The organism is Microbulbifer sp. ALW1, assembly GCF_009903625.1.
Lineage (GTDB): Bacteria > Pseudomonadota > Gammaproteobacteria > Pseudomonadales > Cellvibrionaceae > Microbulbifer.
Genome location: NZ_CP047569.1, coordinates 3,486,732 through 3,500,910 on the forward strand (window position 1 = coordinate 3,486,732; position 14,179 = coordinate 3,500,910).

The 14,179-nt window shown below is 58.6% G+C and carries 12 protein-coding genes; 5 read left to right on the forward strand and 7 right to left on the reverse strand.

From position 1 onward, the window contains the following. Positions 1-28 precede the first annotated feature (28 nt). Entirely contained in the window at positions 29-1,237 is a 1,209-nt protein-coding gene (locus GRX76_RS14535) for an acetyl-CoA C-acetyltransferase (RefSeq protein ID WP_160153973.1), read from the reverse strand. A gap of 206 nt (positions 1,238-1,443) precedes the next feature. On the opposite strand from GRX76_RS14535, the gene GRX76_RS14540 reads away from it, so the two are divergent. Beyond that, positions 1,444-2,448 (forward strand): AraC family transcriptional regulator, encoded by a 1,005-nt coding sequence (locus tag GRX76_RS14540; RefSeq protein ID WP_160153974.1) that lies wholly within the window; start codon positions 1,444-1,446, stop codon positions 2,446-2,448. 135 nt (positions 2,449-2,583) lie between these two features. Here GRX76_RS14540 and GRX76_RS14545 read toward each other — a convergent pair whose 3' ends face one another. From GRX76_RS14545 to GRX76_RS14570, 6 genes are all read right to left on the reverse strand, one after another. Next, positions 2,584-3,504 (reverse strand): dienelactone hydrolase family protein, encoded by a 921-nt coding sequence (locus tag GRX76_RS14545; RefSeq protein ID WP_160153975.1) that lies wholly within the window; start codon positions 3,502-3,504, stop codon positions 2,584-2,586. Between the two features lie 63 nt (positions 3,505-3,567). Continuing rightward, the gene (locus GRX76_RS14550) at positions 3,568-5,103 is read right to left on the reverse strand and encodes an NADPH cytochrome P450 oxidoreductase family protein (RefSeq protein ID WP_160153976.1); all 1,536 of its coding nucleotides are present in this window, start codon (positions 5,101-5,103) and stop codon (positions 3,568-3,570) included. Between the two features lie 35 nt (positions 5,104-5,138). Next, positions 5,139-5,972 carry a DUF4198 domain-containing protein gene (locus GRX76_RS14555; RefSeq protein ID WP_160153977.1) on the reverse strand — a complete coding sequence of 278 codons (834 nt, stop codon included), beginning with the start codon at positions 5,970-5,972 and terminating at the stop codon, positions 5,139-5,141. Between the two features lie 69 nt (positions 5,973-6,041). Further along, the gene (locus tag GRX76_RS14560; protein ID WP_160153978.1) at positions 6,042-6,572 is read right to left on the reverse strand and encodes a DUF2271 domain-containing protein; all 531 of its coding nucleotides are present in this window, start codon (positions 6,570-6,572) and stop codon (positions 6,042-6,044) included. Between the two features lie 24 nt (positions 6,573-6,596). Further along, positions 6,597-7,196 carry a PepSY-associated TM helix domain-containing protein gene (locus GRX76_RS14565; RefSeq protein WP_160153979.1) on the reverse strand — a complete coding sequence of 200 codons (600 nt, stop codon included), beginning with the start codon at positions 7,194-7,196 and terminating at the stop codon, positions 6,597-6,599. A gap of 208 nt (positions 7,197-7,404) precedes the next feature. Further along, complete coding sequence (locus GRX76_RS14570; protein ID WP_160153980.1) at positions 7,405-8,370, reverse strand: DUF4862 family protein; 966 nt, start codon at positions 8,368-8,370, stop codon at positions 7,405-7,407. Positions 8,371-8,626: 256 nt separating this feature from the next. Here GRX76_RS14570 and mutS point away from each other — a divergent pair, with 256 nt between their 5' ends. The 4 genes from mutS to GRX76_RS14590 all read left to right on the forward strand — a co-directional run bounded on the left by mutS (position 8,627) and on the right by GRX76_RS14590 (position 14,167). Further along, positions 8,627-11,299, forward strand: coding sequence for a DNA mismatch repair protein MutS (gene mutS / locus GRX76_RS14575; protein WP_160153981.1), 2,673 nt, complete (start codon positions 8,627-8,629; stop codon positions 11,297-11,299). A 140-nt stretch (positions 11,300-11,439) separates the two neighbouring features. Then, positions 11,440-11,763: a ferredoxin FdxA gene (fdxA, locus tag GRX76_RS14580; RefSeq protein WP_160153982.1), complete on the forward strand. Its 324-nt coding sequence runs from the start codon at positions 11,440-11,442 to the stop codon at positions 11,761-11,763. Positions 11,764-11,961: 198 nt separating this feature from the next. Beyond that, positions 11,962-12,528, forward strand: a complete 567-nt coding sequence (locus GRX76_RS14585) for a hypothetical protein (protein WP_160153983.1) — start codon at positions 11,962-11,964, stop codon at positions 12,526-12,528. A 439-nt stretch (positions 12,529-12,967) separates the two neighbouring features. After that, positions 12,968-14,167: an efflux RND transporter periplasmic adaptor subunit gene (locus tag GRX76_RS14590; RefSeq protein ID WP_160153984.1), complete on the forward strand. Its 1,200-nt coding sequence runs from the start codon at positions 12,968-12,970 to the stop codon at positions 14,165-14,167. The last annotated feature ends 12 nt before the right edge of the window (positions 14,168-14,179 follow it).

The window sequence follows — 14,179 nt, forward strand, 5'->3', positions numbered from 1 at the left end:
TCTCCGCTCACCCGTATTTGCGTGCAAGTCAAACCCGCTCGATGATGGTGGCAATACCCTGACCACCGCCGACGCAGAGGGCCACCAGGCCGCGCTTGAGATTGCGGCGTTCCAGCTCGTCTAGCATGGTGCCCACCAGCATGGCCCCAGTGGCGCCCAATGGGTGCCCCAGGGCGATGGCGCCACCGTTAACGTTGGTGATTTCGTGAGAGATATCCAGATCTTTCATAAAGCGTAGCGCCACTGCAGCAAAGGCTTCATTGATTTCAAACAGGTCTATGTCTTTGGTCGTCATACCCGCTTTTGCCAGAGCTTTTTTCGCCGCAGGCCCCGGACCTACCAGCATGATGGTGGGATCGGTGGCCAGCACCCCAGTGGCCACAATTCGACCGCGGGGTTGAAGGCCGAGGTCGTTACCGGCTTTTTCACTGCCGATCAACACCGCGGAGGCACCGTCCACAATGCCGGAGGAATTGCCCGGTGTGTGCACGTGATTCACGGCGGGCAAATGGGGGTACTTGCGCAACATCAGATCGTCAAACCCGATACTGCCCATGGGTGCGAAAGAAGGTTTTAATTGGCCGAGCACCTCGAGGGTAGTGTTGGGCTTGATGAATTCATCCCGAGCGAGAATAGTCATGCCATTCAGGTCTTTTACCGGCACCACGGAGCGGTCGAAATAACCTTCGCTCTGGGCCTTTGCCGCGCGCTGCTGTGACGCCAGTGCGTAACTGTCTACGGCAGTGCGATCCCAACCTTCAATGGTGGCGATGGTATCGGCACCGATTCCCTGAGGAACGGTGCCGTCGTGTACATTCACTTCCGGGTCGTTCAGCCAGGCACCTCCGGCAACTCCCATGGGCACCCGCGACATGGATTCAACTCCGCCGGCAACCACCAGATCTTCCCAGCCGGAAGCAATTTTCATCGCTGCGATATTGACGGCTTCCAGACCGGAGGCACAGAAACGGTCCAATTGAACCCCGGCCACGCTTTCATCCCAGTCTGCGAACTGCACTATGGTCTTGGCGATGTCGCCCCCCTGTTCGCCGACCGGAGAGACACACCCCATCACCACATCGTCCACACGGCTGGTGTCCAGGTCGTAACGGCTCTGCAGCTCCCGCAGCAGCCCCGCCCCCAGCGCCACCGGTTTTACCTCGTGCAGTGAGCCATCCTTTTTGCCCTTGCCCCGCGGGGTGCGGATCGCATCGTAGATATAGGCTGTGTGAGTCATCGCTGAATCCTGTTGTTCTAACCTGATCTCAAAATGGCGAATGCCTGCTGCCCGATACCGCCGGCTTAGGCCAACACTCGATTAAATATGAACCTTTTATCCATTATGGTGTGGCCAAACCTGTTCCAACAAGAACATCAAACCCCAAAAATTGACATTTTGTTCCCATTACACAAAATGGCGGGAAGCCACATTGAAGGTGCCCGATGCAGGATTTCTCCATCCCGGTTTCGTTTCTACACGCCGTGTTGCGCTACGCGCCCGAACAGGGGCTCAGCGTAAGCCGACTGCTACAGCGTTGCGGTATCCCCCCCAAAATATTGCAGGACGAAACGGCCCGCGTCAGCGCACGGCAGTACGCCGACCTGCAGACCCTCGCCATGCGCGAAATGGGTGACGAGATCCTCGGCTACACCCAACCGCCAATGAAACTCGGCACCGGCGCAGCCCTCTCCCACTGGATGATTCACACCCGTAACCTGGGCCAGGCACTCAAACGTTACTGCCATTTTTACGGCATGATCGAGCGCGGCCTGAAACCTCAACTGCTGCTCGATGGCGACCAGGCGATACTGCGTTTCTCCCTTTGGGGTAATCAGCCACAACCGGAGCCCTACGCCTTTGAGCTGGTCATGTTTGGGCTGCATCGCTTCGCCTCCTGGCTGACCCGCCACAACTTGAGAATCAACCTGGTAACCCTGAACTACGACGAACCTGAGCACGCGCGGGAATACCGCGCGATTTTTCTCGGCACGCCGATTCAGTTTTCCGCCGATCATTGTGAACTGCAATTCAAGCGGGATCTGCTGCAAAAACCGGTAAGGCAGACTCAGGAAACCCTGGACACCTTTCTGCGCAACCCGCAGCGGAATCTGTTGCTCGGCAATTACAACCTGCAAAGCTGGATCGGTAGAACCCGCTCGCTGTTGCGTCAGAATATGATTGAGATGCCCACCCTGGTCGGCGTTGCCGAAGCCCTCGGCAGCAGCCCGAAAAAACTGCGCCAGCAATTGAGCGACGAAGGTATTGGTTATGGGGAGCTGAAGGAACAATTGCGGCGGGACGTTGCCATGCAGCATCTGGCCAACCCGGACATGTCCGTTGAGCAGGTGGCCCTTCTCACCGGCTTTGCGGAATCCAGTACGTTTATTCGTGCCTTTCGCAAATGGACCGGCTATACCCCCTACGCCTACCGCAAGAAATATTATTGAAGGCCCCTGTTTGAGCGTAAAAAAGCCGCCCTTTTCAGGGCGGCCAACATCCGAAAAACAATATTTCAGTAATGAAAAATTACAGGGCTTTCAGGAACGCTACAATCGCGCAACGCACCCGCCTCAACGAAAATATCAGGCAAGGCGTTGGCCGAATAGCTTAAGCATTCCCAGCCAGGCGCGCTCTGCCTGCGCCTGGTTATAGGCCATAGAATCCGGTGGGCACCAGCCATGCATCGCGCCCTCGTAGACTTCCACAGTGGCATCCAGCCCAGTGGCCTCGAAGGCTTCACGCAGCGCATCCTTTGCTTCCGGCTGGCGCTCGTCATCGTTTTCGGCAATGGCCACCAGAAACCCCGCTTGTATCTTCGGCACCAGCCGATGGGGGCTGTCGCTGGCCTCGGTAACCAGGCCACCGCCATGAAAAGAGGCACCGGCACCAATGCGCTCCGGCATGGCCGCAGCCAGGCGGAACGTATAGGAACCCGTCATGCAGTATCCGGCAGTACCGACCTTCTTCGCAGGGTCTACCGCTGCCTGCTTGTCGAGCCAGGCAACAAATGCTTTTCCGTCCGTCACGCAGGTTTCCGGGGACAAGGTGCCCGCCAGCTCGCGGCCTTTCGGGAAGATGGTTTTGCGCAATTCCGGCCCGATAATTTTGGCATCGTCCGGTACCAGCTGGCCCTTCATAGTTCGGTAATAGGGGTTTACCACCAGCACCGCGTACCCGGACTGAGCCAGGCGCTTGCCCATGTCACGGAAGGCGCGGCGCATGCCGAAAATATCTGGCCATAGAATGACGGCGGGGTGGTGCCCTTCCGCGGGGTGCACAAAATAACAGTCGGCCTCGCCATCCGGGGTGGGCACCATTACCTTGCCCTCAGTTACCTTAACCCCGCTCTCTGCCCCGCTTTGCGCAGAAACAGACCAGGGCAAGATGGCCAACAGGCCAGCGCCGACGCCCAAACGCCCGAAACCCCGGCGACTCACGCCCTTACCGAGTCCACGCTGCAGAAAATAGGTTTCCGCATCCTTACTGTTCAGCTCGTCACACATGGCCCACTCCTGTTATTGGTTTTTCCAGACCCTAGTTTTAAGACCCTAAAGGAAAAGCCGGATTCAGTACAGGTCTCGCCGGTAGCGCCCGGATTCCAGCAGTGCTTCAAGCTCCCGCTCGCCCAGTAATTGCTGGAGCACTTTGTGCACACCCTCACCCATACCGGCGCGATTGCCACACACATAGATGTCCGCGCCGAGAGCAATAAAGGCGCGCAATGATTCTTCTTGTGCCGCGAGAAATTCCTGTACATAGCGATATTCGGATTTCCCGCCGCGGGAAAAGACCCGGTCACAGCGGACCAGGGTTCCACGCTTGTGCCAGGCCTCCAGCTCCGCAGCCAGTGGCCGGTCAGCTTCCGGGCAGCGCTCGCCAAACAGCAGCCAGGCTGGCCCCGGATTTACCTGTGCGGCGCGCTCTGCCAGCTGCGCCCGCAGCCCGGCAAGGCCACTACCGGCACCGATCAACAGTATGGGACGCTGGTGATCCGGGGTGTGGCAATTACCGTTTTCCCGCAGGCTGCCGGCAAACAGCTCGCCGGTTTCGCAGAACTCCGTCAACCAGCCGGAACCCAGCCCCAGTTGCCCATCCTTGCTACATTGCTGCCGCACGATCAGTTTCACAGCGCCCTCTTCACGGCAGGAAGCCACGGAATACTCGCGCGCGGGCAACAGCGGGAACTCGGAAAAGTCCCCCCGCAGCAGCTTGTCCCGGTCAAACTCCGCTTCCGGCAGTGCGCGATCGCGCAACCAGGCCTGTAGCGTCTGGCCGCGACCGCCGACGGCAATCCACTGGCTGCCATCCAATTGTTGCCGCGCAAGCCAGTGGGACACCTGCGCCCGCTCCTGGCGGGGCTGCAGAACAAACACATCGCCCGCGCGCCACTTGGGCCAGTCGTTCACCGCCCGCAGCGTCAACTCAAATAGAGGCGCCCCTGGACTGCCGGGGTTAAGCAAACGCCGCCCAGCCAGTCGCCACCAGATACTGGACCTGCTGATTGCATTGCCGACCTCCTCAGGCTCAGGCGCGCTGAACCAGGCTGGCATGGCACTGGCAACGCCGCTGGTATCACCGCGGGCACCGTCGACCTTGTGTATTGGCTCCAGCGCTTTCGCACCCAGCTGCGCCATGCCATCGAACAGCAGTTGCCCAAAGGCACAGAAGCGCTCGTAGGTACTGTCACCCAGGGCGACAACGGCATAAGAAAGGTGGGAGAGGTCCAGTCCGGCAGCGCTGCCGCCACTGAGGTAATTTCTGGCGAAGCGCTGACCGTTATCCGGCGCCTCCCCTTCCCCATATGTGGCAACTACAAACAGGGCTTTTTTCGCGGCTTGTAGTGCCTCAGAAGATACCTGGCTCAACGGCAGCACCGTAACCGCCTGCGAAGGCTCCAGGTGGGCTGCGCTCTGGCGAGCCAGCGTAGCGGCAGTACCGCTCTGGCTGGCATAGGCGATGAGTACACCGCCGGCCTTTTGCGACAGCTGGAGGCGACGGGTCGCCTCCAGCGTGTGGCGGTGGCGCACTACAAGAATCAGGACCCACAGGAGCCAGAGCAAGGTGCAGCTCAGTGCGATCGCCAGGCGCTGGAATTCTGTCACCCGCTGACTCCCGATTTACGACGGATTTTCAATGGTTACAGTGGCAGCACTTCGAAGGTTGCGGTGTAGGAACCGCGGCGACTGGTCGCCGGTGCCTTGGCTTTACCGTCTTCGTATTCTGCTTCCATAAAGTACTGCCCCGCACTCGGCCAGGTGACGCTGAACAGGCCAGCGGCATCCGCCTTCACCTTGATTTCATCCTGGCTGTCACGGTAACGGCTGCCACCGGGGATCAACATGACTTCGGCATTTTTTGCCGGTTCGCCATCAATCAACAGTTTGAAGTTTGCGCTCTCTCCGGCGTAGAGGTCGTTCGGATGCGTCACCGGCACCAGTTCCAGGCCAACACCCAGGGGCTTAAGTACCGAGTCCGAAGGCGCGCCCAAGGTAACGAACGTTTCAATACGGCGGGAGCTCTGGGTAACCCGCAGCTCTTTGGCATTTTTGGGCACGGCCGTTGCGAAGTCCGCATCGTTCGCCTGTTGACCGCGGCCCGGCCACATATGGCGCTTGCCCTCTTCATCTTTCCACACAGCGCGGAGACCGGAAGAAGCCAGTCCAACCCGGTAGGTACCCTCACCTTTCAACTGCAGATCAAACGTACTGCGGTATTTGCCTCTGGCGCCATTTTCCAGTGCAACCGATTCGCCATTGGGCGCAATTGCGGTCACAGACTCAATTCCCATGGCAACGTGATCCGGGAAGAAAATCGTATTGGATACGGCCGCATCAAACGTAACGTAGGGCGCCTCACCAGAAAGTACCGTGGAGCTGGGCAGAATCCAGGCGCGGTGTGCTTGCGCCTGCATGGCGACGCCGGCAGTCATGAGGCCGGCCAGTAAAACTTTACCGAGGGAGGAGTGTTTCATCAGAATGTCCTTTCTTTATATAGATTGGCGGTCGGGCAAATAACTATCGAGAAACTATCGAGTAACTCGTTAGGGCAGCAGAGCAACCTGAATGCTGCCCAGCTCTTCTTTTCCTTTGGCAGACAGTGGCAAGCTGGATTTTTCCAGTGGCCAGGTAAGGGGGATTTCGATCAGCTCACGACCGCCCACTTCCCGTGCTGCCTCAATACGCAGGCGATATTTGCCCGGCGCCAACTTGGCGAGATCGCTGTCGGCGATAGCCACTTCCAGCGCGTGTTCACCGGGGCCATAGGTGGCGGAGGTGATACCGTCCACCGGAACATCCAGTCCGCGCCCGCCACGGCGCCACCACTGGCGCAAATCCTTGAGCCATTTTTCGCCTTCGTTGTTGCGCATCTCCAGGTCATACCACACGGCAATCTGGGTCGCTTTGCGGGATTCATCCTCCAGCCATACCGCCACATAGGGGTTGTGGTATTCCGCCACATTGAGGCGCGGGATTTCGATGCTTACTTTCAGGCTCTCAGCCTGAACAGCGCTCGCCGCACACAGGCCAAACAGCGCAACGGCCACCAGCTTTTTGAACAACTTCATTTCCATGTCTTTTCCCGATCGTCGATAGAGTTAGTGAATAAATACGAGGGCAATCACCAGCGGAATCAACACCCCCAATGCCGTAATCGGCCAGGTGGAAACCCTTCTGCTAGACTGCTGCCAAAGCAGCCAGAAGCCCGTCAAACAGAAGACTACGCAGGCGACCGCAAAGACATCCAGGTACCAGCGCCAGGCGCTGCCGGTATCCCGGCCCTTGTGCAGGTCATTGAAATACGCGATCCAACCGCGATCAGTGCTTTCAAAAATCAGCTCGCCAGTCTCGGGAACCAGCGACAGCCAGGCATCGCCGCCGGGTTTCGGCATGGCAATATAAAATTCACCGTCATCCCAGTCACCACGATGCCGACGAGGGACGAGGATGCGATGTTCCTCAGCCAGCCACTCGATCAAATCAGCGGGCAAATGCGGTTCCACGAGTTCGGCAGGCCGCCAATCCTGAATCAGCGCCTCGGGCACAACCAGCTCGTGGCTCACCAGCTTTGGTGTGGCCGGTATCTCGCCTGCGTGATTGAGGGTGATGCCAGTAATGGCAAACAGCAGTATCCCGACCAGGCACACCGCAGAGCTGATCCAGTGCCACTGACGCACGGTTCCGAAAGAAATTGCCACGGATGCCGGATTCCTGTTCCCGAGTCTGAATAGTCAAAGAACGAGATGATAATGCATCTCATTTGTAAGCTAAAGCGACGGAGGGCGGAAAAGCGGTTAATTACTGTAAAGACGGGAAACGGAAAGCCAGCAAATAGCACTGGGTACTTCAACCTGAAGCGCGATCAAAAACGCAAAAAAAAGGCCGGTCAATGGCCGGCCCTGTACATCACCGCCCAGATATCAGTAAATCCAGCGCGGCCAGGCAGTCCCGGTTGTAGGCTACCCGGGTGGGCCCATCCAACGCTTGCGGGCGCACGCCGATTTTCGCTCCAATAAAATCGAGCCTTTGCCACTCTGCAACTTCCAGACTCAAAGCTATTTGATCACGAGTGAGTAATGATCCATTTGCAAAATGCCCACCGGGAAAAATTTCGGCCGGTGGCATATGGGTATCACGCCAGACACCGTAGGGTGTATCACAATCAGAAATCCCTGAGAACATCAGACCACGCAGTAGCCCGGCCTCTCGCGCAATACGAAGATGCTCCAGCGGGCCCTCGATGCTGCGCGTTTCCAGGGCCGAGCGCCCCCAGTTAATAGAAAGCCCCAAGTTACTGCCGCACTGTTGATTAACCGCAAGAATGGATTCTATTTCTTCCTCAAGCGTCAAAAAGCCCTTTTCAGGTTTCAAGCCTTCAACAAACGCATCGCAATGCTCAATCACCAAGCCGGCGCCATCCCAGTCCCAGGATACAATTTCTTCCAGAGAGCGCTTGAGAGCATCGGAGGACGATGGGGACGCTGTGCGGTTGGGGCTGGTATGCAACTGGATAGTTTCAACGGCTTTTCGCCCCAGGTGGCCATTGAGTTTGATCACCGCGGCATGCATTTGCCGGTAAAAATCGATTCCGGCAGTACGCCCTGACTCGACATCAGAGGCGATACCAAAGGTGCCGTCCTTAGCCAGCCGCTCCATGACGCCCGGGACGCCGGTGAACACAAAGCTCCAGTCGGGATCAATATTGCGGAGGAACCATTCGTCATCGTGGGCATGCAACTGGCCAGTAAACGGATGCTCGATACCCCGGATATTCTCTATCTGCTTGATGCCATTCAGATAGGACTCCTGCAACTCCGGTTGCCAGCTGTCCGAAACGGGAGCTGTGGCGTAGGCACCTAAGATATATTTCATATGCTGATTGCGATTCCTGAGGATGTGGAAAGTCCACCATTATACGGATGCTCCTCATCCCGACCCAACGGTCCCTTTTCCGTAACCTTCTTCGCCACCCTTACCCACCCGCTATACCCGCCACACTCACGCGCCAATAGTGGTTTACCCCCACGTTTGGTATCCTCTGCGCCAGCTTGAGCAGTGCCGATACCCGTTCGGTGCGCCTCCCAGTCAACACCACAACTCCCTGATTTTAAAAGAATTATCAAATCCAATGCCCGCAACTGCCGCTGCCAATAAGAACCAGAAACCCGAACATACGCCAATGATGGTCCAGTATTTGCGGATCAAGGCCGAGCACCCCCAGGAGCTGGTGTTTTACCGCATGGGTGACTTCTACGAGCTGTTCTACGACGACGCCAAGCGGGCGGCGGAACTGTTGGATGTGACCCTTACCGCCCGCGGCAAGTCCGGGGGTCAGCCGATTCCCATGGCAGGAATTCCCTACCATGCGGCGGAGGGCTACCTGGCACGGTTGATCAAAGCCGGTGTGTCGGTGGCCATTGCCGAGCAGTTTGGCGACCCGGCCACGACAAAAGGACCGGTGGAGCGCAAGGTAGTGCGCATCGTTACCCCGGGCACCGTGACCGACGAGGCGCTGCTGAACGAACGCCGGGACAACCTGCTGGCCGCGACCGTGCTGTTGGGCGACAAATTTGGCCTGGCGCTACTGGACGTGGGCACCGGACATTTTGCGGTGCAGGAAGTGGAATCCCTGGAAGCGTTAACCGAACAGGTACAGCGCTACAGCCCCACCGAGTTGCTGGTCTCTGAAGACCTGACCCTGCCCGCGGAGATAGAGCGCCGTCCGGGTATGCGCCGCCGCGCGCCCTGGGAATTCGACCTGGAAAGCGCCCTGCGTCTGCTGAACCGCCAGTTCGGCACCATGGACCTCGAGGCCTTCGGCTGCAGCCAAATGCATGCGGCCCTGTGTGCCGCGGGTTGCCTGCTACAATACGCGCGCGATACCCAGCGCACCGAACTGCCCCACATTCGCACCCTGCGCACTGAACGCAGTGAAGACACCGTGGCCCTGGACCCCGCCAGCCGCCGCAACCTGGAAATCGACAGCAACCTTAACGGCGGCGATGACAATACCCTGCTGTCAGTTTTCGATGCGTGTAAAACCGCCATGGGCAGTCGCCTGTTGCGCCGCTGGCTCAACAACCCCCTGCGCAACCTCTCCACGCTGCAGCAACGCCAACAGGCGATTGCCGCGCTGATTGGCGACTACCGCTTCGAGCCACTGCGCGATGCGCTCAAACCCATTGGCGATATGGAACGCATACTCGGCCGCCTGGCCCTGCGCTCCGCCCGCCCCCGCGACCTGTCGCGCCTGGGTATGTCCCTGGCCCAGTTTCCCGAGCTGCAGAGCCAGCTCAGTGAGACCGATGCACCATTACTCGGTCAGTTGAGCCGGGAGATGGGTGAGTGGCCACAAACGGTCGAGTTGCTGCAGCGCGCGTTGGTGGAGAACCCGCCAGTAGTCATCCGCGAGGGCGGCGTGATCGCCGACGGCTATGACGAGGATCTGGACGAGCTGCGCGGCATCAGCGAAAACGCCGGTGACTATTTGGTGCAGCTGGAAGTGCGCGAGAAAGAGCGCACCGGTATCCCGACGTTAAAAGTGGGATACAACCGGGTACACGGCTACTTTATCGAAATCAGCCGCGGCCAGAGTGACAAAGCCCCCGCGGACTATATCCGGCGCCAGACCCTGAAAAATGCCGAGCGCTTTATCACGCCCGAGCTGAAGGAGTTTGAAGACAAGGCACTGTCGGCCAAGAGCCGCGCTCTTGCCCGAGAAAAGTTCCTGTACGAGGAACTGATCACCATTCTGAACGAACACCTCGCTGAGCTTCAGACCGCGGCCGCGGCAGTCTCCCAGCTGGACGTCCTCGCCAATATGGCCGAGCGCGCGGACCAGCTGCGTTTGACCCAACCGGAGCTGTCGGAAAAACCGGGTATCCATGTCGAGGGCGGTCGTCACCCGGTGGTGGAACAGGTACTCGACGACCCGTTTGTGGCCAACGACATCGACCTGCACGCATCCCGCCGCATGCTGGTAATCACCGGCCCCAACATGGGTGGTAAGTCGACCTATATGCGCCAGACCGCGCTGATCGCCCTGCTCGCCCACTGCGGCAGTTTCGTGCCCGCCGACAGCGCCCGCATCGGTCTGCTGGACCGCATATTTACCCGTATCGGCAGTGCCGACGACCTCGCCGGTGGACGCTCCACATTCATGGTGGAGATGACCGAAACGGCGAATATCCTGCGCAACGCCAGTGAACACAGCCTGATCCTGATGGACGAGATCGGCCGTGGCACCAGTACCTACGACGGGCTGTCGCTGGCCTGGGCCTGCGCCCAGTTTCTGGCCGACCGGGTGCGCGCCTTTACCCTGTTCGCCACCCACTATTTCGAGCTGACCGAACTGCCGCAGCAGTGCTCGGAGGCGGCCAACATCCACCTGAACGCCACCGAGCACGGGGATTCCATCGTGTTTCTGCACCGCATTCAGGAGGGCCCCGCGTCCAAGAGCTACGGATTGCAGGTTGCCAAGCTGGCTGGTATTCCGCAGGAAGTACTGGACGAAGCCAAGGCGCGGCTCGCCGCCCTGGAAGCAGGCCACACCACCCGCGACTCTGGCCCCGGCGCACCAGCGCAGAAAGCCGTGCAACCAGCAGCACCAGAGCCGGCGCCAACGCCATCACAAGCGGCAAAATCCCCCGCTGCGCCAGCAAAGCCCGCCGCCCCCGCACAGGTCGACCTGTTTGGCAGCGCCCCGCACCCGGCGGTTGAGGCACTGAAGTCCCTGGATCCGGACGACCTGACCCCGCGCCAGGCGCTGGAACAACTCTACGCCCTGCGCAAATTGTTATAAGCACCCAACCAATTCGACTCAAAAGCCACTACAATTCGCGCCATTACTTGCTAAAATCCGCTGCTTTCAGAATTAGGCACAGCTTCTTGCGGGGAGCTGGCCGGGCAGCGGCCACGCCATAGCATCATCGAGGGACAAAAATGACATTCGTAATTGGGGAAAACTGCATCAAGTGCAAGTACACCGACTGTGTGGAAGTGTGCCCGGTAGACTGCTTCTACGAAGGCCCCAATTTCCTGGTGATCCACCCCGACGAGTGCATCGACTGCGCCCTGTGCGAGCCTGAGTGTCCGGCTAACGCCATCTTCTCGGAAGACGAAGTGCCGGATGATCAGCAAGAATATATCGAGCTGAATGCCGAGCTTGCCGAAGTGTGGCCAAACATCACCGAAAAAAAAGATCCGCTACCGGACGCAGCAGAGTGGGATGGCAAAACGGGCAAACTGGAATTGCTTGAGCGCTGAAACACCGCTACAGATTTAAAAAGCCGTCTGGTCCAGACGGCTTTTTTCGTTTCAGGGGCTCCACAAACTCCCAGACGCCATTAAGTGCCCCACCAGAAACCTTCTCAAAATCCATTTCGAAACCCTGTTAGAAATCCTGTTAGAAAGCCACCTAAAGAACCCCATTTTAAGAACCACCAGGAAAGCCCCCTTACCGGTATGTCGACCATAAAATCCCTTCGTATCCTGTTGCGTCGCACCATGGCCATCGCCCTACTCAGCCTGCCGATGGAAGTTCTTTGTAGTGACGACCGTCGTATTGTCCTGGCTCTGGATGACACCCTGTCTCCGGGTGCCTCCGAGTTACTACAAAATGCCCTGGAAGAACTCGACCTTAAAGCAACGCTGATCCAGCCCGAGCGTCCGCCGCTTAGCAAGCGCGCCTCTCTGCAAACGTTCCAGCACGTTAGCCGAGCCCAACAACTACTCGCCAACCTGAAACGCCGACAACCAATGGATTTCAATATGGCGCTGCCCGATATCCCGGGAAAATCCACCACCAATGCGATACCTCACTGGGACTTGTTGTCACACCAGCAGCATGAGGAAGACCCTGCGGAAATTGCCGATTTCGTATTAGAAAATGCCTCTCCCGGTGCAGTACTACTGCTGCGCCCTCTAACCACTACGCACGATCCGGTACTCAGGGCATTGCCAATTATCAGCTCGCGACTGCGCGATGCCGGCTATGAGGTCACAACACTTTCCGAACTGTTGCAGGCGTGACCTGCATCACTCGCCCCTTTTAGTCCGCATTTAGCCCGCAGAAAGAACCCGCGGAAAGAACTCGCAGAAAGACCCCGGTTACCCAGCGCAGGGATTCGCGCTGGCCATTCCCCCGAGCAACCCATTAAAGGACAAGCGTTTAACAACCACCCACCTGAATATTCCAAATACTTCGCCTCTTCGGCAGCTCGCTCGACATCTAACCCGCCACCTTCGCCCTCCCCAACTATTTTTTTTGCGCCCGCATCCAAACGGCCACTCCAAGCAGTCATAAAAAAGAACTTTACAGGCATTCACCGACAATCCAGCTCATCCCGGCTTCCGGTGGATAGGCAAACCTTGGCCTTTCGTGATGTTATCGGAGTGTTCCACTACGGAGGCCGCCCCTGGCGCTAACTTGGCCAGGCGAACACGGAAAAATTACAGGCAAATGGGAAACATGAATAACAAATACTGGAAAGCGGCAGCACCGGTCGCGGTGCTGGCGGTCGCATTTGGGGCGGTACAACTCATGTCGGCGGCGAAGCCAGAGCCGGAAAAGAAGGAAGAGGAACAGCGCCTGGTTTCACTGGTCTACTCCGAGGCCAGAGAAGAAGCCGTACACCTGTCGGTGTCCACCCAGGGTGAAGTACGCGCCCATACGGAAATCGACCTGACACCACAAATCTCCGGCCGCATTGTCGCCATTGCCGACCGCTTTGCCGAGGGCGCCGGTTTTGAGTCCGGGGAAACGCTGATTCAATTGGACGATGCGGACTACCAGCTGGCGGTCGCGCAGGCAGAAGCCGGCGTCGCACAGGCGGAGGTGCTGCTACTGCAGGCCAAAGCGGCAGCGACGGTGAAGCGACAGCAGTGGCTCAACCTGAACCCGAATAAAGAACCCACCCCCCTGCAGGTCAACCAGCCCCAGGTCGCAGAGGCGGAAAGCAAATTGCGTTCGGCCCAGGCCGAACTGGCGGATGCCAAACTGAACCTCTCCCGCACCAAGATCAATTTGCCCTTCCGCGGTCGTGTGATGGCGCGCAATGTCGGTGTTGGCCAGTATGTAACGCCCAGCACCGCGCTCGGCCGTGTATTTGCCACCGATCGGGTGGAAGTACGCCTTCCCCTGACCGATTCACAGCTGCAGGAATTGGGTCTGCCCATGGGCTTTGTCGCCACCGCGAATCACCGCGGCCCAGAGGTCACCCTGTCTGCTTTGGTCGGCAGCCAGGAACACCAGTGGCAGGGGCGCATTGTGCGCACCCAGGCAAACATCGACCAGCAAACCCGCCTGATCTACGCCGTGGCAGAGGTCAATGACCCCTACGGCAAAGGCGCCAGCCGCGTTGGCGACAGCGCTACGCCACTGGCGGTCGGATTATTCGTATCTGCCGAAGCGGAAGGTGTGCAGGAGCGCCAGGCGGTGGTCATGCCACGGGAAGCCCTGCGCAACGCCGACAAGGTGTATGTAGTCGATGAAAACGACCGCCTCAGCATCCGCACTGTGAATGTACTGTCGACCTCCGAGAACCGCGTGGTGATTGCCTCCGGCATCCGCGATGGCGAGCGGGTAGTGACCTCCACCGTGGCCAATGCGGTCGACGGCATGGCGGTACAGCCTATTACCCACCTGGCTCGTAACCTTTCGCAGAACTAACGGAGCGCGCAC